10 protein-coding genes and 2 pseudogenes are annotated in these 24,411 nt (G+C 59.9%); 8 read left to right on the top strand and 4 right to left on the bottom strand.

Going from position 1 to position 24,411, the window contains the following annotated elements:
- Positions 1 to 125: 125 nt before the first annotated feature.
- Both GGD61_RS38425 and GGD61_RS38430 read right to left on the bottom strand, forming a co-directional pair.
- Positions 126 to 2,291 carry a peptidase domain-containing ABC transporter gene (locus GGD61_RS38425; protein WP_183232332.1) on the bottom strand — a complete coding sequence of 722 codons (2,166 nt, stop codon included), beginning with the start codon at positions 2,289 to 2,291 and terminating at the stop codon, positions 126 to 128.
- A gap of 30 nt (positions 2,292 to 2,321) precedes the next feature.
- Complete coding sequence (locus GGD61_RS38430; RefSeq protein WP_183232338.1) at positions 2,322 to 3,407, bottom strand: HlyD family secretion protein; 1,086 nt, start codon at positions 3,405 to 3,407, stop codon at positions 2,322 to 2,324.
- A 1,125-nt stretch (positions 3,408 to 4,532) separates the two neighbouring features.
- Here GGD61_RS38430 and GGD61_RS38435 point away from each other — a divergent pair.
- Together GGD61_RS38435 and GGD61_RS38440 are read left to right on the top strand one after the other, a co-directional pair.
- The gene (locus GGD61_RS38435) at positions 4,533 to 4,937 is read left to right on the top strand and encodes a hypothetical protein (protein WP_409362496.1); all 405 of its coding nucleotides are present in this window, start codon (positions 4,533 to 4,535) and stop codon (positions 4,935 to 4,937) included.
- Positions 4,938 to 5,263: 326 nt separating this feature from the next.
- Positions 5,264 to 6,532: an IS256 family transposase gene (locus GGD61_RS38440; protein ID WP_183232333.1), complete on the top strand. Its 1,269-nt coding sequence runs from the start codon at positions 5,264 to 5,266 to the stop codon at positions 6,530 to 6,532.
- Between the two features lie 255 nt (positions 6,533 to 6,787).
- On the opposite strand, the gene GGD61_RS41360 is transcribed toward GGD61_RS38440, so the two are convergent.
- Positions 6,788 to 6,919 carry a hypothetical protein gene (locus GGD61_RS41360; RefSeq protein WP_283814589.1) on the bottom strand — a complete coding sequence of 44 codons (132 nt, stop codon included), beginning with the start codon at positions 6,917 to 6,919 and terminating at the stop codon, positions 6,788 to 6,790.
- A gap of 2,130 nt (positions 6,920 to 9,049) precedes the next feature.
- The gene (locus tag GGD61_RS38445) at positions 9,050 to 9,562 is read right to left on the bottom strand and encodes a transposase (RefSeq protein ID WP_409362495.1); all 513 of its coding nucleotides are present in this window, start codon (positions 9,560 to 9,562) and stop codon (positions 9,050 to 9,052) included.
- Positions 9,563 to 9,675: 113 nt separating this feature from the next.
- Between GGD61_RS38445 and GGD61_RS38450 the strand changes: the two genes are divergently transcribed.
- From GGD61_RS38450 to GGD61_RS38470, 6 genes and pseudogenes are all read left to right on the top strand, one after another.
- Positions 9,676 to 19,455 (top strand): neuraminidase-like domain-containing protein, encoded by a 9,780-nt coding sequence (locus GGD61_RS38450; protein ID WP_183232334.1) that lies wholly within the window; start codon positions 9,676 to 9,678, stop codon positions 19,453 to 19,455.
- A gap of 127 nt (positions 19,456 to 19,582) precedes the next feature.
- Positions 19,583 to 21,259, top strand: a complete 1,677-nt coding sequence (locus GGD61_RS38455; RefSeq protein WP_183232335.1) for a fibronectin type III domain-containing protein — start codon at positions 19,583 to 19,585, stop codon at positions 21,257 to 21,259.
- A 363-nt stretch (positions 21,260 to 21,622) separates the two neighbouring features.
- Positions 21,623 to 21,994, top strand: a complete 372-nt coding sequence (locus GGD61_RS38460) for a hypothetical protein (protein WP_183232336.1) — start codon at positions 21,623 to 21,625, stop codon at positions 21,992 to 21,994.
- Positions 21,991 to 22,548, top strand: a complete 558-nt coding sequence (locus tag GGD61_RS38465; protein ID WP_183232337.1) for a hypothetical protein — start codon at positions 21,991 to 21,993, stop codon at positions 22,546 to 22,548. The genes GGD61_RS38460 and GGD61_RS38465 overlap by 4 nt, the downstream gene beginning before the upstream one ends.
- Positions 22,549 to 22,653: 105 nt before the next feature.
- Positions 22,654 to 22,975, top strand: a pseudogene (locus GGD61_RS41010) (integrase); the annotation flags it as partial.
- 251 nt (positions 22,976 to 23,226) lie between these two features.
- Positions 23,227 to 24,395: pseudogene (locus GGD61_RS38470) on the top strand (tyrosine-type recombinase/integrase).
- Positions 24,396 to 24,411 lie beyond the last annotated feature (16 nt).

Genomic DNA, 24,411 nt, shown 5'->3' on the forward strand with positions numbered 1-24,411 from the left:
TTCAGCCAGAACAGTCCTTTGCGCATCGAAGTCCCCCGTGCCGAATCAACTCGGTGCGAGGGAATCAGAACCCGCTAATTAGGTACAGACCCTAGTTCGAAGCGAGCATTGAGCGCGATCAGCCATCAACTGCAACCTAGCTGCCCGTCTGTTTGCGTCTGCCACAAGCGGAGATAAGCGGCTTCACCCAGCAGATCACTATGCGTGCCTTCAGCAACGATCCGCCCCTTGTGTAACATGACAAGCTTGTCGGCAGCACGGATGGTGCTAAGTCGGTGAGAGATGACTACGATGGTCTTGCCGGCACGACGCAGATCATCGAGGAGCTGGTGAATAGTGGCTTCGGCAACGGAGTCTAGAGAGGAGGTCGGTTCGTCAAGGATCAGGATCTCCGGATCCCGATACAGAGCTCGAGCCAACGAAAGGCGCTGTTTTTCGCCGCCAGAGAGACGTATGCCGGCTTCGCCTAGATAGGCCTGGAAACCTGCCGGCCAATTCTCGATCACCTCCCTCAGCCCAGTTTGATCGCAGATCTTCATGATCCTGTCGATCTCCGGTTCGAACTCGCCAAGCGCGATGTTCTCGATCACGGAGCCTGAGAATACGTCCGTCGACTGCGGTACCGCAGCAATAACCCTACGCAGAGATACGGTCGAGAGATCGTTGATATCATAGCGACCGATCCGAATGCGGCCACTCTCGAGAGGGTAGACGTTCTGCAACAGCGCCGCAAGGGAGCTCTTGCCTGAGCCGCTTTCTCCCACCACGGCCGTCATTTCGCCTCGACGAAAGGTGACGTTAAGATCTTCAAATAGCTTCGGCTGTGAGCCATGGCAGAAGGTGACGTTCTCCAGGCGGATATCACCAAGCTCGGATTTGGTGGCATCAATACCGCCGCCGCGTGCCGGCTCAAGGTCGAAAATCTCGAACAGGCGATCCGCCGCGATAAACGCGTCCTGAACGATTCTGTTGGTTTGGATCAGGTTGGCAACAGGCCGGGTGATATAGCCGAGCAGTGCGTAGCAGGAAAGTAACTCACCCGGAGTGACGGACTGATCCAGAACAAGCGTCGCACCAAACCACATTAGCAGGATTGTGAAGAGAGTTGAGAGAAAGGTAGAAGCATTGTCTCCGACGATCGAGATGAGGCCGGAGCTGTAGACCGATTGCAGGATCTTGACAAAGCGAGTTTCCATCTTAAGGCAAGCGAAGCTCTCCACGCCGAAAGTCTTGACCGTGGAAACAGCTCCGAGTGATTCAACCAATTGCGCCTCCAGTTCGGCGGCGTTCTCCATGATCGCGCGCTGGCGCTTCCTATTGAGTCGGTTAATGGTCCAATAGACTAAGACATATAGTGGGATGGACATAGACACGACAAAAGCGATCTTCCACGAGTAGATGAACATCAGGCCGAACGAGAACAGTATGACTAACATGTTGACGAACATGGTGATCGAGACGTCGTTCAGGAAGCTCCTGATTTTCACCGCATCATTCATGCGGGAGACGATTTCTCCCATTCGCATGCTCTCGAAGAAGTTTTGCGGTAGGCTTAGGATGTGATTGTAGTAGCCAAGGATCAAGCAGACATCGATCTTCTGACCTGTTTGCAGGACTAGCCGGTTTCTGAGCAGGTTGATTACGAGCTGCGGCACCAGGATCAGCAGCATCACGACACTCATGAGATTGAGCAAATTGCGGTTTCCTCCTGTGATCACGTGGTCGACGATCTTCTGGACGTAAATGGCTGTCGACAGCCCCAGAAGGGTGGTTACCAGTGCGCCGACGAGAGCCTGCGTTAGCGCCGCTTTGTGCGATGCAAGCAGCCGGGCAAAGCGGAGAAGAGGTGAGGTGGTCTCGTCGCGGCGCTTGAAGGTGTCGGCCGGAACCAGGAGCACCAGGACGCCAGTCCATTGCCTCTTGAATTCTTCATGCGATAGCTTGCGAATTTCGCCGTACGAGGGGTCCATGACGGTGACCCACCTCCCGTCGATCGCCTGGATCACTACGAAATGCCGCAAAACATCCTTGACGATCACATGCGCGATGGCCGGCTTGGGGATCTTGTACAAGCTCTCGAAGTCGCCCTTGACACCCTTGGCAATGAATCCCAGCTGATGAGCCGCTAGCAGAAGACCCGACACGGTGGTGCCCGATCGGTCCGTCGAGGCATACTGGCGAATGCGCGACAATGGCAACTTGCAACCGTAGAAGGCTCCAACGGAAGCAAGGCTGGCCGCCCCACAATCCGTGATGTCGCGCTGCTTGACTTTGATGATTTGACCCAACATGGCGGCTCACCGGCTTCTTGGAATGGATAATTAACGAGCCGCCAGGACCGGGTTGAGCCAATCGTCAATCTCATTGTAGATAAGTTGCAGCAGAGTGCGCTCCGCCACGAGAAAACGGGCTCTCACCGTCATGCCTTTCTTCAGATGACCAATGATGCCATTTGTGAGCTCGAGGTAACTGCGAGAAAGCGCGCAGCGGACCTTGAAGACCGGACTCTTGTCCTGCAGGGTAAAGTCCTGCGCGACCTCTAACACTGTCGCGTCAATCATCCCCCATTGATTGTAGTTGAAAGCATCGATCTGGAGCCTCACCGCCTGGCCAGGCTGCACGAAGCCGATGTCTTTGGGCGAAACGTAGATATCCGCCACCAGTTCGCCGTCAGGCGAGACCCAACCGACATTTTGCCCCGCCTGGACGTAGCTGCCCGGGGTGACGCCGTTGAATTGCTCGAGTGCGCCGGACACAGGAGCGCGAATCCGGGTCAAGTCGCGTTCGTTCTCAAGTTGGTGCAAGCTGGCGGTGAGCTCCTGAAGGCGGAGGTTCGTATCGAAGAGCTGCTGATTCCATTCGGCGGATTTGCTCCGGACGAGGATCTCGCCCTTCACCTCGAGTCTCTGCAACGCGAAAGCCTTTTCTTCAACCGCCTTAGTCGGCGCCGCAGCAACCGCGACGAGTCGCTGAGCGCGCTCGAGTTCTGCCGCGGCGTTGGTGCGGGCATATTGGTTCTCCCGCAACAGGTTGAGATAATGCAAGCGCTCGGCCGTGGCGGACTCCGTGCGGAGGCGGACTGGGGCGTCGGACTGCACGCCGGAAGAGATCAGGGCCTGGAGGTCGCTGGCACGATCGCGCTTCAGACGGATTTCGCCTGTAAGCGCACCGATCTTCTCCTCAACGATCACATCGTCCAGAGCTAAGATCTCTCGTCCTTGTGCAACGAGATCGTTCTCGACGGCAAGAACACGAGAAATCCGTCCGGAGACGGGTGCTATCAGAGGTGTTTTCTCGATTGTGGGACGAATGGTACCGGCACTTTGAGCAGACAGCGTGACGGTGACGACTGGCAGCGACACAAACGTCGCAACGACAGACAACACAATTATCTTATAGATCGCCAAAGATCGTCCTGATTCTCGGGATAGGATGCTCTCAGCAGTGTAGCTGATCATCTCCGGAGGCAGCAGTACATCAGCCATAATAGCCCCTGTCAGAGATTAACGACGATCGGCAGTGCCAAACGACTAATCACGATTGAGCGACGCACGAGGAAGGTGCGCCGGCTATTGTCCTTCACACCTAAGCTGCACAAGAACTCCCGAGCAGCCGTTTAGCATTCGATTCGCATTCGAAGCTGCCACTTAGCTGAGAGCCTTCGCACGCCGGTGAAGTCTTATCGTTGCGCCGGCGACAGGGCTGTTGAACGGAATTTCTTAAACATTCAACCGCGGGCCCCCAAAGACCTTTCTCCGGAACGGAACTCTCCCGTGGCGGCATGAAGAAGAGCCTGCCTGCCGCCACACAGGCAGGCTGCAGGCAGTTTTGCAATTAGGGGTTAGGTTGCTCGGGGCAAGGAATTGGAATGATGTGGTAACGGCCCTCGATGGGACGGACCTCCCAACCGCAAGGGCAAACCGTCGGAGCGATACCTTCCCCTCCCGCAGTTGCCAATTCTTCTTCAGGAGTCAATTCCGTCACGCCATAAGCTGATATATCGCTTCTCATGTTTTTTCCTTTTCAATAGCCCTGAGTTTGGCCGGCCAGCAACTGCCGCCGACCCCGTAGCAACTTCAAGTATCGTGCCAACTGCTCAGGAACGGCAGAAAGCGCTATTCTTGCTTCTCTAATGCTAAACAGCAAATGTGCGGCAGACCGACCGAACATCATTGTGGTTGCAGATCCGACAAATCGAACAGTGCGAACACGGCACGCTTCAGGAAGCATTCGCGCTCGCGATAACACTTGGATGCTGATTCCGATGATCTCGCCCGGGTGTCCCGATTTGATCTCGCCCAGGATTCCGAGATGATCTCGCCCACCATTCCGATTTAATGTCGCCCGGGGCGTGCGAGGCGTTCTGGCTGTCTGGTTCTGGCATCGGCGAAGCCGCGTGGTCAATCTTGAATCGCGGTTCGAGGGCTGGTTTTTCTGTTGCTCCTGCTGTGATGGGGTGGACGCCCGCCTCGGCGGCATCGATGTGCCAAAGTGAAAGGTGTGGAACAGCCATCACGAGAGAGGAAGCGTCCGTGAACGAAGTTAGCGCGATTGGACTAGATTTAGCGAAATATGTCTTTCAGGCCCATGGAGCCGATGCCACCGGAAAGGTCGTTTTTCGCAAACAGCTGCGCCGGAATAAGCTGCTGGCATTCTTAGCCGAGCAGCCGGCTAGCCTCGTGGCGATGGAAGCCTGCTCGGGCGCGCATTACTGGGCTCGTGAGATTGGCAAGCACGGCCATGAAGTGCGGCTAATCCCACCGGCTTACGTGAAGCCCTTCGTCAAGCAGCAGAAGAACTTGATCGCCGCTAACGCCACCTTGGCCTTGAATGCCGGTGCGTGCTGCCGGCGGGCTCGTCTGCTCATCGTCTCTCCTGATTCGCGGGACAATCACGGCATCGAGGTCATCCAAATGCCGGCAAACCACGCCGCCTGATCACCTCGTCACCCAAAATCCCGCATAACTCCTCTCAAGCATCGGCTCTCCACAGCATTTCATCACGACCCTGACGTCGCGAGCCGGGGCAGGCCGCTCAAGGTGGTGGCGCCTTCGATCTAAACAGCGGGAAAGTTAGCGGGGCGGAGACAGCGCTAACTGCCGCCTCGTCCACTTCATGCGCAATGCGCTGGCACATGCCGGCAAGAGCGGCCGCCGCGTCGTCTCCGAGCTATGCGGGAAGCTGGGTGATGACGGACTGAGATAGGCGGCGTATCGAGGCGGGTGTCGAGCCTGCCAGAACCTCTCAAGGAGAGCGATACGCCATGAACGAGACTAGCAACATTGTCCCGCTTCGTCAGCCGGACGAGATCGACGATCCACTGACCAATGTGCTGCGCGCTGGTGCGCGGCAGCTTTTAGCGCAGGCCGTCGAGGTCGAAGTCGAGACATTTCTTGCCACGGTGAAGGATTTGAAGCTTGCCGACGGACGCGCCCGTGTCGTGCGGCATGGTTATGGCCCGGCGCGAACGATCCAGACCGGCATCGGGCCGGTCGAGGTGGCGCGGGCGAAGATCCGGGACCGCGGGGCGGCCGGCGATGGCGAGCGGATCCGGTTCAGCTCGGCGATCCTGCCGTTGTGGGCACGGGGGACCAGAAGTCTGGATGCGCTGTTGCCGGTGCTGTACCTGCGCGGCATCTCGACCGGCGCTTTCCAGGAGGCGCTGACGGCATTGCTGGGCAAGGACGCGCCGAACCTGTCGCCCGCGGTGATTTCCCGGCTGACGGCCGAGTGGCAAGGCGAGTACGAGCGCTGGCAGAGGCGCGATCTGTCGGCGCGCCGCTACGCGTATGTGTGGGCCGATGGTGTCTTCCTGCAGGCCCGCATGGAAGACCACGGCGAGTGCATGCTGGTGCTGATCGGCGCGACGCCGGAAGGCAAGAAGGAACTGATCGGCTTCCAGGTCGGCGTGCGAGAGAGCGCGCAGAGCTGGCGTGAGCTGCTGATCGACGTCAAACAGCGCGGATTGCAGATCGCGCCCGAAATTGCCGTCGGCGACGGCGCGCTCGGCTTCTGGAAGGCGCTCGACGAGGTCTTTCCCGGCACACGGCACCAGCGATGCTGGGTGCACAAGACCGTGAATGTCCTGAACAAGGTCCCGCTCTCGGTGCAGGCCACCATGAAGAAGGATCTGCGCGAGGTTTATTGGGCGCCGAACCGGGCGTCTGCCGAAGCGGCGATCGACGTCTTTGCCGAGAAATACCGCGCCAAATACGGTCGGGCGGTCGAATGTCTGGTCAAGGATCGCGACGCGCTGCTGGCCTTCTACGACTTTCCTGCCGAGCATTGGGATCACCTGCGCACCAGCAATCCGATCGAGAGCGTGTTCGCCACCGTGCGGCACAGGACGGTGCGCACCAAGGGTTCGTTGTCGCCGACCACCGCCAAGCTGATGGTGTTCAAGCTGGTGATCGCCGCATCAAAGACCTGGCGGCGGCTCAAGGGCACAAATCAGTTGCCGAAGGTCATCGCAGGTGTCAGATTCAATGACGGCATCGAGGTCATCCAAGTGCCGGAAACCCACGCCGCCTGATCATCTCATCACCCAAAATCCCGCTTAGCTCCGGGGCTCGACGCCGCCAGCATAGCCTTGCCATCCAGCACGTGCCGTTGCGGGTTATGTGTTCGAGCCCACCAGGTTCAGCCACCCGCTCCGCTAGGGTAAGGTTAAGGGTATCGTGGGTATTCAGTACAGTATCCCAGCTGCTGCCCCGACTCGTCACGATCTGCGCCATCGGAGGATGATGGAAATCACGAGCTCACTTGAGGAAGGATTCTACGCTTTACCTTACTCAATTGTCTGTTTGCCACCCACTGGCAGCGCCGCTGTGACGACCGGCGCGGACTGGTTCGGCTCGGAGCCAGCGCGCGGGATGAGCAACAGCGTAAGTGTCAGCCCGCTTTGATTGAAACGTTTCATGTACGCCACCTGTGACCTCCGTTCTGCGCGAGTCCCCGGGCAAAATGCGGGACAGAGTTTCCGCTATATACATGAGCTGGCTAAGCTAAGCCCCTGCCAGATCTTGTAAGCGGCCGAAAAGTTCGAGCCTGCCAGGACTGGGCATGTCACTTTATGCCAAGCGGCTGGAGCGCGGCCGCATTTTGTGTGACCGTCGTCGGCGGACGGGGTGGTGACAATCACACCAGTCCAGCTTCGCCATGTTCGACTGCCCTGCAGCCTTCGCAAAACGGCTGACGTTGCCGGTAAGTAAGGATAACGCTCCTGCGCGGGGTCCGATGCGGTCATCGCCCCCTGGCTGGCCCGCTCGGGGTTATCGGTTTGTAGATAATGCACCAAAGTGGTGAGCGCGTAGATGGAGCCTCACCTAACCGCCGAACTCTCTTGCTCATCGGAGCGTCGACGAAAGTCGGCGGGAAATGATCAGGTGCTTGGCCGGTGCGCTGCTGGGCGTCATCGCCCGGATCTGATCCTGCGGAGAGGCTTGACAGCCATCTCTTCTACCCCGTTTCAGTCACTCATCTTTCATCTTGCCGCAGGCGCGAGCTCTGGTGCGATGACTTACGAGACGACGGTGATGCTCAGCTGTGAGAGGCAGTGAAGAGTTCCACCGCAATTCGGCGCGAGCGCACTCGCTTATCCCGAGCAACACTGGCGCCATACTAGCCACTACCAAAACAGGCGAGTATATCTCCGTCTGAGATACTGTCAGTATGGGCTCGGCCCGGATCACTCACCTGAGATGCGAATATCAAGAGTGGGTTTCAGAGTCCCTGAATGGTGCGGATGACAGGTCGGTCTCTTGCCCGCATTCCTCGCAAGTCCAGTTTGTTTTTCAGTCGCCGTTCTCAAAAAGGATTTGGACACTGCACACCAAATCGATTTGCAGGAGAAGGCGACGGGACGAACAATAGAACGATTGGGCTGAGACGGGGATCATAATCGCCTCGTGCGACGAAAAGGTTCAGCGAGCACTGCGCTGATCATGCTTGGAACTTTGCTGCAGGGGCGCTCATGACAGAAGACGCAGAGTTTCATATCGAGAAGCTGGCATATGCGGTTGCATTGCTAGAGGGTGCCAAACGCATTCATTCCTCTGCACCCGGCGAAGATATTTCCCGAATAGGAATTCCCTTCTACTTCTCATCGGCTTCAGCATCGAGAATGGCTTAAAAGCATTGCTGCAATTTCAGGGGCAGCATCAACCTGCCCTGCAGCGGTCCCACGACCTAGCGGATTTGTTAGCAAAAACCGATGGACTTCGTGAGCGCCTTTGGCCCGGCGCTGCAAAGGACGTGGAACACCTCAGCCGCTACCACAAAGAGTATTGGTTCCGATACCCTGAGCGCGCCACAACTGCCGACGTCTATAAGGCCGAAAGCGCCTGCATGATGGTCGGCCACCTTCTAGTGGAGGTCGCTCAACTAATTGGCTACAGAGGATAGCTGGTCACTCTCCTACTCGCGCCGGTGGCTCGGACGCCCGCATGTTGCGCCAGCACCGGCAAGCAGCGCGGGCGCGACGCTGGCGAAAGTCTCACAGGGGTCCCACCCGAACCGGTTGGTGCTCACGCGCTACCCCTAGAAGATCGCGTATGCGTGCACCGATCTTCCGTGCCTCCTTCGGCCCGAGATTGGGCTTCACGCAATCGAGTATGTCTACCATTGCCTGAGCCTCCCTGGCATTAAACGTCGCGACTTGACGATCTGCTTGGCTCAGAGACTGATCGGCCGCACGGGCCTGACTGGCTGCAAGCACCGCAAGCGCTTGCGACCGCAGTGGGGTGATGTGCTGCTCGAATGTGTGCATCCGTTGGCCCCGTGCTGTCCCTGCCACGCACTGCTAACGTCGGTGGCCAGCCCTCCCCCTTGGAACGGCAAAGCCGGCCACCTTGCTCCTGAGAGGGTCACGTTCTCCCTGGCGCACCAGATAATGGCGCGGACAAGTAACCGGGGCGCCTACCGTCGGTCACGCACGTCAAATGGCCGTTCAGGCGGGCGCTGTAACATGTCACACATCTAGTCGATGTTCGGAGCTAAGCGCCGTAGCCGACTTCCGTCACCTGCAAGTTCTTGTAGTTGCCTAGCTTAGCTAGAGGCTGTTAGGAACCAGCAGCCAGTTTAGCGACGTTTCTGAGCATGATGCATGCGAAGGCGATGTGGTGTGAGGTGGATGGCCAAGCGTATCGACGGCCAGATGCAGCTTCGAACCTTTCTTGCGCTTGGCTCCGTCGTAGGCGCCGCGGGCGCCACTCTCGGGCGTCGAGCGCAGAGTTCGACTGTCGATGATGGCGGCGGTCGGCTGCGCGGGTCGTCCAGCCGCAAGGCGCAGGATAACGCGCAGATCCTCGGCCAGGGCTTCAAAGCAACCCGCGCGCAACCACCGCTGCGCCTGTTGATCAACGATCTTCCACGGCGGCGAATCGTTCGGCATCCAGCGCCAGGGCGCGCCAGTCTTCCACGATGTACCGCAGCCGTTGAACACCTCGCGAAGCGCGGGCGTCCGCTGCGAGGCGTCCTCGGGCAAAAGTGTCAGATAGGGGGCAACAAGCGCCCACTCGTCATCGGAAACGTCAGAAGGATAAGGCTCGCGGGGAATCGACATCCTGCAAACTCAACATTTATAGTTAATCAGTCCCTAACAGCCTTTAGCACGCGGTCTCTTCCGATCCGCCGCCATCATGTGCGCTCCGCCGCCCCCGACCGCGGCGCCCCATCATGACCATCGAACGTCCGATCCTTCGGCTCGCGACGGGGCGCTTCGCCGCCTTCTTCCGCGAGAACCCGAATTTCGACCTGCTGAGCCACGATTTTTTCGATCCCAAGGCGCGGGCGGCGCTGAAGGGCGCCGTGCCGGACGTCGAGGCGCAGCTGGAGGAACTCAAAGTGTACCAGCGGCTGGCGCGTGTCATGCCGTACAGCGATCCCGAATATACCGGGGTCAGGAGCGAGATCGAGACGGTGGCCGCGCGGCTGGTCAAGCTAGGCTTCAGTTCCGCCCATGACATCAGCAGCCGATCGGAACACCATTTCGTCGACAAAGCCGCCGGTGCGCTGGGCGGCGACAGGAAACTGGCCGGCGAGATTCACCGCCGCGCGGTGCAGATCAAGGCAGCGGCACGTCATCTGTTCGCCAATGTTCGCGACGTGGTGGGCTCGCGCTATAGCCGCGCCGGTCTGGCGAATTTCGCCGACGCCGAGCTGACCGATTACTTCGAGGGCATGCCGAGCTATCAGAGCATGTTCGGCTCGCTCGACTACTACGAAGTGCCCGAATGCAACTCGATCTTCTCGCCCGCGGCGTACTTCCTCGACATCATGCGGATTACCGACGAATACATCACCTATTACAACAAGGAGACCATTCCGCCTGGCTATCGTCTAGACGAGCGTCGCCGCGATCTGTTCGACGAGATAAAACTGACCTGCGAAGAAACCACGACGACACTGCCCTATATCTCGCTGATCAATCAGATTTTCGTCAAACGCCTGACCGTCGCGCTGGGCCAGGATCCCTATCGCGCTGTCGCGGCTGCGCCTTACCCGTTTAACCTGCCCTTCAACCGTCCCCTGACCGAGACCAACATCTATCTCGCTAAGCTGGGCACCTCGCTAAACCAGGCCGGCCAGGCGATGCTGGCGTCGATTCCGTCCGCTCTAGGGTTTACCAGCAACGATCTCGCTCGCGCCTATCTCGGCCTGTCGGCAGAGCAGGTCGCAGAAGTCGTGACAGTGAACACCACGGATGCCGCAATCGGCGCGCAATACGGTCTCGATTTGATCTCGAAGGCGCTGCCATCGGCGGGAACCGGCACGGTCACTTATGCCAAGAACACAGTGGCGGCGAGTGGGGGCCAGCTCGGTACGCTCAAGGTCCATCAGGAATTCCAAAGTCAAGGGCAAATCCGTACGGTCATCAAGATTGTTGACACGACGAATGTTAGGATAGACGTACCCTGGGTGCTGGACGGAAGCAACGTCGCCTATACCGTGTTCGGCTATCCGACCGACATGACGCGGGTCTCGACCTTCTGCGACCGCGTCGGCGCTATGACCTTCGAGGACATCGATCGCCTTTTCACCCAAGGATTGAGCGAGGCGGAATTCGCCGCCGGCGACGCCGATGGCTTCTTCATCAACAATACCGGCGAGGGCCTCTCGGCTCTGCGAGTGGATCAGGCCGACGCCCAGCTCGGCAACATCTATGCGAGGATCGATAACCTGTCGCAGAAGCGCCTCGACAGGCTCAGCAGATTCATCCGCTTATCGCGTCTGACCGGCATCGATTTCGAGACCCTGGACTGGCTGATGCGGGTCTGCGGCGCGAGCGAGATCACCCAGGACTTCCTGACCTCGCTTGCGGCGATCAAGCAACTGGCTGCCGTTACCGAACGCGAAATCCCAGTGATCGCGCCGCTGGCCGGTGCATTCAAGACGAGCGGGCGGGGTAAGGGGCCGATCCCGAACGATCCGTTCGACATGGCCTTCAACGCCCCCTCGCTGCTGAATGGTCGCAGTCCCTATCTGTCGTCCAATCCGGTTCCGTTCGACCCGGCGCGGCCCTTGGCCTGGTCACCGGACAATTTGGCAAACCAGAAGGGAATCAGCGGAACGCTGCAATCCGCAATGCAAAGCGAGGCGACGCTTGCGGCGGATGCGTCCGCTGTGAATGGCGCCTATGTCGGCCTTGAGCTCAGCATCACCAAGGGTCCCGGCGCCGGACAGGCACTGATCATCAGGGCCTATGACGGCGCCAGCCGGAAGGCAACGCTCTATGCCCCGTGGGGCACGACGCCCACCGGGACGTCCGAATATCTGCTGTCGGCGGCGGTCGAACTCGAGGACCGATTGACGGCGGCGCTGCAGATCAAGAAGACCGATTTGCCGTCTCTTGGTGCCTATTACAAAGCAGCCAATGCGCCGGCCGCTGTGGCGCTGACGCTCGACTTGGCGACGTTGACCGGGTTGTGGCGGCTGGGACAGATCGGCCGCATCTTCAACCTGCCGCCGGGCGAATATCTGGTGGCACGCGCGCTCGCGGGCCTGAGTGGGCAATATGCCGCGACCGCCAGCGCCGCCCTGGCCGATGTCCAGAGCGCGATCAGTATCGTGCAGTGGCTCGCCGACATCGACATGTCGGCCTATGAGTTGTCCTATGTGCTGACCGGCGTACGCACGCGCTACGTCAAACCCGCGTTCGATCCACAAAGCGTGCCGACTATCCTCACCGACCTTGCGACATCGTCCAAGGCGCTTCAGGTCACCGCGACCACTTTCGTCCAGATCGGTTTTTCGGAAACGTTGGCGAAAGCGATCGTCGACGGCCTGACAGCGGACAACATCTTGGATACGCGGGGCCTGGTGATCCCGCATGACACGCTGTTTGCGACGATCGCGGCAGATTTCCCCATCACCGTCGCCGATCTGACGGCCAAGGGCGGGCTAAGCGACGCCGAAGCGGGGGCCGCGCTCGACGCACTCACGGCACAACTTCCGCCGGTCTTGAGCACGCTAGCCGGCGACAATTGGAATCTAACGGCCAACTACACGCCAGGGACGTCACTCGACTATCTGTTCCTCGGAGTTGCCGGAGCCGCCAACAAGCAGTTCTTCGTGAGCGGTTATCTCGAGGGAATAGCGGCGGCGATCGATTTCCAGATGCTGTCGCCCTATCTTCCGATCGTCGCCGACACGTCGTTTCAGACCGCAACCATCGGCGCGCCGCAATCCAAGGCGGTGTTCAATGCGCTCAAAACGACGACGCCCGCCACCATCCTGCCGGGCAAGGTCACCGACACCGGCTATCTAAGCGCCAACTACAATGGCTCGACCGCGGGCTGGGCTTTGTTCACCAGCCCGGCTACCGGCCAGTCCAATATCACGACGGCTTACAATGGAACGACGCGCACAGTGACGGTGCAGACCGTCTGGATGACCGTGCCGGATGCGTTCACCACGCTGCAGATCGTCGCGATGCGCGGAAATGGCACGGCGCAGGCAGGCAGTGTCAGCACGATCACACTGGCGTCGAACGCCTCGAGCGATAACGGCGCCTATGACGGCTACTATATTGCGCTCACAGGCGGCACCGGATCTGGCCAGCGACGGCTGATCACAGCCTATGACGGCACCACAAAAATCGCCACTGTCGTCCAAAACTGGACAACGGTGCCCGACAGCACCTCTGCCTATACGCTGCAGGTCGCGGTGTTCGACGGCAGCGCCGATGGCGGCACGAACAACACCGTCATCCTCGATCGCAACGCCTCCAACGTCGATGGCGCCTATAGCGGGCTGACTCTGCTGTTGGTGCCTGATGCCGAGGCGGCGAACAAGACGGAGCAGGTGCGCAATGCGCTCAATGCGGTGCAAAGCAATGTGGTGCTGCTGGCGCAAACGCTGGGGACCTCGGCCGGGGCGCAGCAATCAGCTGTGACGGGCGCGATGGCCGAAGTCCTCGCGCTGTCCGCGGACACCTTGGCCGCCGGCCTGCCTTATGCAAGCTCGGCCTCACAGCCGCGCCTTCTGGTGCCAACATTCTTGGGAGGCAATACGATCGACAATCAGGTTGCGGCGACCAAGGTCCTCGACGGGCTCTCCCGCTTCGACCTCCTGCGTTCCAAGATCGCCTTCGCCGATGGCGTGTGGTCGGATATCGCGCGGCGGCCCGACCTCTTCAACATCACGAAGATCGACGCTTTGAGCTATGCCGATCTGCGCCGCCTCAGTGGGTTCGTGACACTTTGCACGCTCACCTCGGCCGACGCCCAATCCTTCGCCTGCTACTTGGAGATGTGGCAGGGCGTCGTCGGCATGACCGAGCGCCTCGACGCACTTTACGACATCACCGGCTGGGTGCCCGGGCAGATCGCGCAGATCGACGCCTTCCTGATCGCGAACCTGCCGAGTTATGCCGGGCTCTACAAGCTGGACGGGCTGCTGCGTCTGTCCGCGCCTTTCACGGTAGTCGCCGGCACTGGCTCGGATGCCAGTTTCCTCATCACCCTGAGCGGCTTGGTCAAAGCGCCGAGTCTGGGCCCAGTCGGCGGCGCGATAAACGCCACGCAGTGGACGGCGATGGATGACGCCGCCGCTGCATGCCTCGCGGCGGTCGCGGCGCGCTTCCGCGACCAGGACTTCGCGGTGATCTCCGATCAATTGCGGCGTAGCGCGGACACGGCCAAGCGCGACGCGCTCGTTGGATACCTGCTGTGGCTAATGAACAAGACCTACCCGTCAATCACTAATCTGTCGGCGCTGTCGACCTATCTGCTGATAGACATCGAGGCGAGCGATTGCGACACGACGTCTCCCATCGCGCAGGGCATCAATTCCGTCCAGCTTTACCTGCAGCGCTGCCGCATGGGGCTCGAACCCGGCGTCACTGTCGACAACATCCCGGTCGTTTGGTGGACATGGCTGTCAACGTACCGCATGTGGGAAGTGAATCGCAAAATCTTCCTCTATCCGGAAAACTATATCGTCCCAAGCCAGCGCAGCGGCGCCTCGCCGGAGTTCCGACAGCTGACCGACGATTTGCTGCAGGCGCGCCCAACCGACGAGAACGTGGCCGCGGCGATGGTAAAATATTTCGACAGCTTCGAGGTGCTGGCGGGTCTGGTGACGGTCGGTGGCTACAAGTCCGAGCAGTCGATCCTGGAAGGCGGCCAGATCGACGAAACCTGCATACTAGTCGGTCGCACCAACGTCTCGCCCTACAAATACTTCACACGCACATTAACGCGCAGCTCACTGCCCGAACTCGTCGGCACCGACCAGCCCTGGATCGTGACCGAATGGAGTCCGTGGATCAACGTCGACGTCACGATCAAGGCCGATTTCATCACCCCCGTGTGGGCCTTCGACCGACTGTTCTTCTTCTGGAACGAAGTCACGCCATCCAAGAGTTCGACGATATCCGACACCGGCGGCAGCCCCGGCTCGAACACGCAGTCCAGCTGGGAAGCGAGCCTGTACTACACATTTCAGACTTCGACCGGCAAATGGCTGGCGGCTCAGGCGCTCGGTAACCCCGCGCCCATCCGCATCGCCCCCAACGACTACGCGCCGGCGAACAACAGCAATATCCTCGTCGCCTACGATCCACCGCAGCATTATTGGCACCAGCCCTTTGCCCAGAGCGTCCCGCGCGGGTTGCCCGGCACCGGCACGCTGACCTATGCGGCCGGCGGGACGACCGCGACCGGCAACCGCACCCGCCTCGACAGGCAGATTTCGCCCGGTGACTTCATCTACACCGGCGGACAGAAGCTCCAGGTCGAATCGATCAACGCCGCGAACCAGACCCTGGTCACCAAATCCAAATTCGTGTTGTCCGGCACCGCGGCACAATTCAACGTGGTTCCCAAGGATCCGCAGCGCTACAGCTATTCGCCGTATGACGGTCAGGGCACCGTCTCAGTCGTCAAAGGCCAGAAAATCGTCGACGGTACCGGAACGCAATTCACCATCGATTTCTCCCCAGGCGACTTCATCCAGATCGGGCCCGAGACGCGAACAGTCGCTGCCGTGTTCGGCGATGAGCAGATGACGGTCACGGAGAAATGGACCGTCGGCACCATGCGCGACGGCACGGGCACCGTGACGATCTTCAAGAACCTGACAGCGGTCGCCGGCAACGGAACAAAATTCTCGACCGAAGCCGCGCCCATGGAGCAGCTCGTCGTCGACGGCCAGTCGCGCACCATTTCGGAGATCGAAGACGACACGTCGCTCTTGATCAACTCGCCTTACGATCTCACCGTCTCGAAGACGGAGCCATACCGGGTCGGCACGACAGGGCTCTACAAGGTCATCCCGCGGGCCAACGGCGCTGAGCGGCTGATCGTGTTCTATGGTCCGAACATGTCGATCCAAACCAATTACGGCCAGCCGACGGGTAACCCTGAGCAGCCAAATCCGGGCGACGATCCTTTCATCGCGGCGAAGAACGATTACAATACAGGGATTTACCAGTCGCTGAACCTGATTAGCGTCGTCAAATCCGAAACCAGCCTGCCGCAGAACGGCGACATCACGGGGCAGCGATCGCTGATGCTAAATTCGGCGCTGGAGCAGCAACCGATCCGCCTGTACGCGCCCGACTACAACCCGGCGACGTTCGCGACAACAACCACGATCCGTACCATTGTCGACCGCGAGAACAAGGTCCTGTTCAGCAGTCCGACGCAACGCCCCCTGATCTCCGTCTATTGGGGCGACAGCGCACCCGGGACGACGGCGAACCAAGCGCCGGAGAACGCCGAAAGCCGCGTCCTACTCTACCACATCAATGGCACCAGCGCGGTTCAGGTCGGCGTCGGCAACCAGATCGGCTGGAGCCTGTTCAATAACAACACCGACTCCTTCTTCTTCGCCGCAGGCAATCTTGCGCCGGTGGAAAGCGCGCCTGGCCTGCTGCTGCGCACATTCTGGCAGCCGTCGGGCTATGGCGATCTGCAGATTGCGTTCGGACCATATACCCAGTCCGACACTGGTTTCGGCATCCTGACGTTCCAGGTCAAGCGCCTGAACACCACGGTGGCGCAAGCGCTCAAGCAGCGGCTCTATGTCGGGTTCGACACGCTGTTGTCGCTTGGATCGCAGTTCCTGCCCGAGACGCCGTTCGACCAATACTACCAGGTGCCGGGTGGCCAGCCGCCGGCGGCGCTGGATCCCAAACAGCTTCCCGCGCCGGTCATGGATTTCCACGGCGCTTACGGCCTCTATTTCTGGGAGATGTTCTTCCACGGCCCGCTGCTGGTTGCCGAGTGGCTGAAGTCCAACATGGACTACGAGACTGCCAAGCGCTGGTACGAATACATCTTCGATCCGACCGCGACGGACGATACTGGCGTCACTGGCAGTGACCGGTATTGGCGGTTCCGGCCGTTCCGCGAGAACATGAACATCCCCTCGCTGCAGCAGTCATTGACGAACCAGTTCGAGATCAACAAATACAATAACGACCCTTTCGACCCAAATGCCATCGCTCGGCTTCGGATTTCGGCCTATGCCAAGACGACCGTCATCAAGTATGTCGACAACCTGATCCTGTGGGGCGATGCGCTGTTCACGGTCGATACCCGAGAATCCATTACCCAGGCCACCAACCTCTACCTACTCGCCCAGGAACTCCTCGGCAAAAGGCCGCAGGTCGTCGGCCAGTTCGAGCAGAAGAAGAAACTCACCTACAACGAGATCAAGGCGCTTTATCCCAGCGGCGGCATCCCGCAATTCCTTATAGACCTGGAAAACACGCCTTTCGTGCCGGCGACGGGCCAGGGCGAGCGCTATGCTGACGTTCCTGTCAACGACATCCATGCCTATTTCGGGGTGCCGGACAACCAGGAACTCCGGCTCATGTGGGATCGGATCGACGATCGACTCTACAAGATCCGCCACTGCATGAACATCAACGGCGTGACGCGCCAGTTGGCACTGTTCGCGCCGCCAATTGATCCTCATGCCGTGATCGCGGGCATCGGTGCCGCGGGCAGCCTCGCGGGCGGGGCGGGCTACATGCCCTATCCTGTACCGGCCTTGCGCTTCACCTATCTCGTGGACGTCGCCCGGTCGTTGGCCGAGTTCGTCATATCTATGGGCAGCGCGATGCTCAACGCCATCGAGCGCAAGGATGACGAAGCGCTGTCGCAGCTTCGCCTGACGCAGGAAGCGCAGGTTCTTCAGATCACGACTCAGATCAAGCAACTGACCATCGCTCAGCTCAACAAGCAGATTGAGTCACTGCAGCAGGCCAAGCTAAGCGCGAAAGAGCGCGAGAGCCACTATAAAGACCTCGTTTCGGGCGGCATGATTCCCGAAGAAATCGCCCAGCAGGTCATGCTGGGCCTGTCGGTCGTGTTCTCCAGTACCTCGAGCGTTCTGGGTGCCGCCGCCTCGGTGGCCTCGACCGCCCCGCAGATCGGTTCGCCCTTCGCCCTGACCTATGGCGGCGTGCAGCTGGGCGCCAGTCTGCAGAACGCCTCCGGTTGGACCGAAGTCATCGCCAAGCTCATGGAGACGACGGCGAATATCCTAGGCAACGTCGCCAACCATAAGCGGCAGGTCCAGGATTGGGAACTCCAGCAGTCGCTGGCGACTTTCGACGTTGCCCAGTTCGACGCACAGATCGCCGCGACCCAGATCCAAGTGCAGATGGCGCAACGCGATCTGCAGATCCAGACGGTCACGATCGAGCAGAACGAAGCCCAACTCGCGCATTACAAGAACAAGTTCGCCAACAAGGATCTCTATGCCTGGATGGCCGGGCGCCTGTCCGCGACTTACTTCCAGGCGTATAGCCTGGCGCTTGAGATGGCGCGGATGGCGCAGCGCTCCTACCAATACGAGTACCGCACCGACACCTCGTTCCTCGCTGTCACCTATTGGGACGACTTGCGCAAGGGCCTCACGGCAGGCGAAGGCATCATGCTGGCGCTCAACCAGATGCAGAGCGCGTTCATTCGCAACGGCGCCCGTTTGCAATGCATCACCAAGATGGTGTCGCTGCAGGAGCTCGACCCGCAGGGCTTCATCACTTTCCAGCGAACTGGCGAAGCGACCATTTCGTTCGGCGAGCGTATGTTCGACGAGGATTTCCCGGGACAATACATGCGCCGGATCGATCAGGTCTACGTCACAGTCCTGACCGCGAAGGGCCCGATCCCGAGCATCTATGCCAGGCTGACACAAACCGCGAACCGGGTGGTGATCGCACCGAACATAAACGCCGTGAAATTCCTGCTCGGCGACGACGTCGAGGTGCCGGCGGGTGTAATCGAACACAACGTCCGCGCCTATCAGCGAGTCTCGTTGTCAAAGGGCGAGTCGGATCCCGGCACGTTCTTCGCCAACACGGGCGATCCACTTTATCTGCCGTTCGAGCAGACGGGCGCAATTTCGACCTGGCAGTTCTCGATGCCGCCGGTCAACAATCCAATCGACTTCAGCACCATCTCCGACGTGGTCATCGAGCTGCGCTACTGTGCACTCGACGGCGGCGAGGCGTTCCGCAACCAGGTCGCGAACCTGCCGCAGCTTCGCCAACGGCAATGGAATTCGCTGTCGCAACCTGCCGTGCAGAACCCGCAGGACTGGTCCACATTCATGACCGGCCCGGTGAGTGGCGAAAAACAGACGCTAACCTTCAAAGCGGCCGGCCTGCTTCTGCCCAACATCGGCCGAGCCGAGGTGACGAGCTTCCTTCTCAATCTCGTCCTTTCCCAAGGCACCCAGCTCGCGTCGCAGCACGCCTATGTCTCGGTTAAGATCGGCAATAGAGATTCGGTAGCTGTGCTGCCGGGTCCCAACGGCACGGCACTCGGCGTCCTGGAACGACCCTTTGCGTTGGGGACCGACGACGCCGCGGTGGAGATAAGTTTCGATCTGCGCGCTGGCTACACCCCGAGCGGCCTGCGCGACGTCGGCGGCAATCGTCTCTGCCCGACGGTGCTGATCGATACCGAGCTGGTACTTTACATGACGGGCCAGTCCTGAAGGAAAAGATGGAAATGCTGACGATGTGTTGAGGCCCACCTGATTTTCCGCCCGAAGAGCCTTCGGCCGGCGCCGCGCCACGCATTCGAGTGGATGTACCCCGCTGCTCAGCTTGAGAGGAAGAGCCATGGCAACGCAAGCATGCTTAAACAACATCCAGAAGAAGACACCTCCGAAGTATTGCGGCGACCCATATTGCGGCGCGATCCAAGTAGACATCAATGAATATTGCCAGCACACCGGCATCGGCGGCGACGTGCCGGTGCCGCAGAATCCTGAAAGCGGCAAGTGCTGGTGCTGCTGCTCTTGCATGGCCTGGGGTACGCCGATCGAGACGTCGAAGGGCAACTACCGCCTGATCGAGACAATCGTAACCGGCGATACTGTGCTATCGACGGGCGGCAAGATGGATGCCTGGGTGCCGCGCGAGGTCACCGGCGTCGGAGGCATCGCGCCGGGCGTGCCGATCGACATCTGCTACACGGCCAAATTCTTGCTTGCGGACGGCGCCGAACGAACGATGGTCTCTACCGCGGACCATCTTTACCTGATTCCCGGCTGTAAGTTGTCACCGGTGCAGGATCTTCGCCCCGGCGACAAGGTCGTGCAGGCCGATGGCAAGGAAGCAGTTGTCACCCTCGTGGCCTTCGGCCAATTTTCCGGAGGCGTGCGCAATTTCGCGATGGGCGACTACGATCCGAAAGAGCATCCGGACGACCCGTACAAGGGCCATCTGATGAACACGTTCGGACTAGTGACCGCCGATCTCGCCCTGCAGATGGCGTTCTACCAGAACGAATTCGGCGACGATCTTCTCGCCAGGAAGGGCGAGGACATTCCGCATATCGGGACCCCTGGGTTCTTCGCGAAATACGATACCGCGGCCTACGAAGCGTTCGTGGCCGATCCGCAGCAATGGCCCAAGGGATTCAAGCCCGCTGCGAAGTCGCTGATCAACATCCCCGCTTCGGCGCTGCGATATTTCACCGACGAACAGGCGCACGACATTGCCGAGCACGAAGTCGCCCAGAACCCGAGTAATTCGGAAGCGATGGCGGACTTCAAGTACCTCAAGAAGCTCATGCGGGGCTTCTACCCGAATTACTACTACATCGCAGATTGGGCGCGGTCCGAGCCCAACGCCTGGTTCTTCAACGATCTGGATCAGTCCTACATTGTCGTTTCGGGTGGACTGATGCGGCTCTCGACGATGAACATCCCAGGCCTGTCGATGGTGTTTTGCCACATGCTGGCGCAGGCCGGTGGCAAGACCTGTACGGGCGATGCGGACTATTGGGGCGCCGCCCTCTGGTTCCGCGAGATCTGGTACGACGATCTGTTCTTCGAAATGTTTGACAAGGCGCGGCCGGAGGTCGAGGCGACCTTTGCGCTGGTATCGCCTGATCACGCCAAGGAAGATCCCAACAACATCTGCGCCAGACCCTCGCTAGAATGCCGCCTCACGGCGATCAAGAACGGCGGCACCTTCTCCGGCGTTCCGCAGTGCGCCGTGCCGCCGCCGGATTTCACGGTGATGGGGGCGACTGCACCGACACTAACCGATGTCCGCGTCACGTTCTCGGCCAAGACGCTCGTCGCAACCGCGGTCGATCCGGAGCACTACAAGATCGCTGGCGGAAAAGTCACTAAGGCTGAGATCGACGCCACGGAAACTGTGGTGACCCTCACCGTCAACGGCCTGCAGGCGGCGACACACTACACCGTCCGCGTCCAGGGCGTTCTGAGCGCGCGCGGCCAGACGATCGCCAAGGATCACAATACCGCGCAGTTCGTCACGCTGTAGCGCAACCGCACCTGAGGCCTTCTGAGGCGAGCGCTCGGAAGGCATCGGGGGGTTCGGGAAAGGAGAGCACCATGCCCACGGCACAATGCCTCGAGAACATGCAGAAAAAGCAGCCGCCAGTGTATTGCGGCGACAGCTATTGCGGTCAGCTCCAGCCCGAAATCAACCGGTATGTAATAACGCGGGGCTCGAAGCCAACACACCGGTGCCCCAATTTGGACCGGACGGAAAGTGCTGCTGCGGCGGCGGTGGCGCGTTGGCCGTGCCAGTGGAGGTTGAAGCCGGCGTCTACCGCCTCAGCAAGAGCAAAGGAGACACGATCCGCGCGACCGGTACCGGGCTGAGCAGCTGACCGAGCGCGCAGTGACGGCCTATGCCGACGTGGCGCCGGAAGACGCTGGGGCATGTTGTGTGACGCATTTCGTCATGGCCGATGGCACCGTGCGGCAACTGTCCTCCATCGCCGATCAGCTCTATCTGATGCCGGACGGCGCCGTGCGGCCCGCCAGCGCGCTGGCGCCGGGCGAGCGGATGCAGCAGGCCGACGGCGGAGTCGCCGTCATGCGGCACGTGGAAGCCGGCAGCATCCGAGGAGGGGTGCGAAGCTTCGCACTCGGTGACTTCGACGCCGAGGATGGCTCCGTCGACGGGCACCTGCTGAACGCCTACGGCATGGTGATTGCCGATGTTGCCGTCCAACTCAGCTATTATCGACGGGAAGGATCAAGGCCATGAGCGCCGAGCGGACGTCGGATTTCCGCAAGGAAGAAGACTTCGAAAGGTCGCGGCAACTGCTCGGCGAGACGCTGCATCTGGATGGGCCGGCAAGCGCCGCGCTGACCCGCCGTGCGCTCGACGACAGCAAGTTCGCGTTCTATCTGCTGATGACTAAGGATAGTCCGTCGCTACAGATCAAGCTGCTCGGCAACATGGCGGTCAGCGCCGCGCCGACTACCCCGCTCCCCGACTCCGCCGCTCTCGCCGCGAAAGCGGGAAAGGCCCTGCTAAATTGGGGACTGGGCGGCTTCCGGAAGGTCGACGAGGATCGTTTCGCGCGCCGCTGGGCGGCGTGCCAGGCTTGCGAATTCCTGGCCGATCCGCCGCAGCGTCTGGTCTACCAAGGAATCAACCTGCTCATGAGCGGTGACACGAAAATTTGCAGCGCTTGCGGCTGCATGGCGGCCAAGAAGGCGGCGCTAAACACGGAAGCTTGTCCGCGGCAGGATCCGGCGAACGCGTCGATGACGCGCTGGGGAGAGCCCGTCATCGTATTGGAGCGCACCGGCTAGTCTAGTGCGGTCTCGAATTGGACGGCATCAAATCCAAAACGTCATGACCGCCCCGTGCGCACGTCGTAGATCTCATGTCCCAGCGGGCTGTTGAGATGAATGGGCGCGAAGTGGGGTAACGATCTCCGTCAAACTTTCCTACGATTGCAACGGCAGCGGGCGTTTCGGACATCGACGCCAAGCTCCTGATGAACTATGCCATTCCCGGAGTAAATGCAGGCTACATCACGCGGCACAAGCTTCTCGAAGATCATCTGCGGAGCCAACAGCAGGCAATCAGCAATGCCATATTTGCTGCGTTGGGCGCTGTTCACTGCAGAACTGGCTCAGGAGAGGCGCGAGCCGGTGTGCGACCCAGCGGGTCACTTCCGGTGGAAATCAGGATGTGGTCCGATCAGCCGGTCAAATTGCACAGATACCAATCTGAAGTTCAGCGCGGGGGAGGATTCGGCGCTTCTATACGGTACCATTAATCGGTCCAATCCATCATGGGGGCTACACTAAATCTAGAAGGACTATCTTTTGACGAATTTCTCTTATATACCAACGATATAACTCCAGTCCTCGGCCTGATCTACAGCTTGATCACCTACTATATATAGACTATCCTTGACCGACTTTGACTGTTTTTCTTGGTTTGGTACGACAATGTCGTACTCAAAAAGGAATGTCGTACCGATGGGGACCATAGTTGCTCGCCGCCGTAAAGATGGCACCACTGGCTACACGGCCCAAGTCCTTAAGAAAAGGGGCGGCAAAGTCGTGCTGCGCGAGGCGCAGACGTTTGACCGCAGGGCGGCAGCTGACTCTTGGATCAAGAAGCGCGAGACGGAACTGTCGGTTCCCGGGGCGATCGAGCGAGCTGGATCCAAACGAGTCACGCTCGCGCAGGCGATTGATCGCTATGTAGACGAAAGCATCAAGAAGATCGGCCGCACCAAAGCGCAAGTTCTCAAGTCCATCAAGGAATACGACATCGCGAACATGGATTGTGAGAAAATCGGCAGCGACGACATCGTAGCGTTTGCGAAAGAGTTGGGAGCTGATGGCAGCCGCACCCCAGCAACGGTTGCGAACTATCTCAGCCATCTTGGCGCGGTCTTCGCCGTCGCTGCCCCCGCATGGAAGTATCCTCTCAACCCCCAGGCCATGGCGGACGCTTTCGCGGTCACCGGTCGTTTGGGGCTCACGGGGAAATCCAAACAGCGCACCCGCAGGCCGACCTTGGACGAACTCGACTTAATCATGGCGCACTTCGGGGATCGGACGCGGCGGCGGCGGGAGTCCTCGCCGATGGACCGCATCACCGCCTTTGCCATTTTCTCGACGCGACGGCAGGAAGAAATCACGCGAATAGAGTGGGCCGATTTCGACGAAACGCATTCGCGGGTGCTCGTTCGCGATATGAGCATCCAGGCCAGAAGATCGGCAACGACACATGGTGCGACCTGCCCGCGCCGGCACTTGCCATCGTAAGGGCGATGCCTCGCGTCGCTGATCGAATCTTCCCCTACTCGACCGACGCGATCGATGCGGCGTTCAGGCGGGCTTGCCTGTTTCTCGGGATCAACACCGAAGACATGCCCGACGAAGAACGCCTTCACTTCCACGATTTACGCCATGACGGTATCTCGCGCCTCTTTGAAACCGGACTCAACATCCCGCATGTCGCGGCCGTCTCAGGGCATCGATCGTGGACGAGCCTCAAGCGGTACACACACCTCCGGCAGACCGGCGACAAATACGCCGGTTGGAAGTGGCTTCCAGAAAACTCGCCATCATCCTGCACCGTATCTGGTTGGATGGCACGGAGTTCGCGGCGGCGCCGGCTAGCTGAGCCTAGCTAGCTAAGCCAGTATCTCT

Source organism: Bradyrhizobium sp. SBR1B, assembly GCF_014198205.1.
Taxonomy (GTDB): Bacteria; Pseudomonadota; Alphaproteobacteria; order Rhizobiales; family Xanthobacteraceae; genus Bradyrhizobium.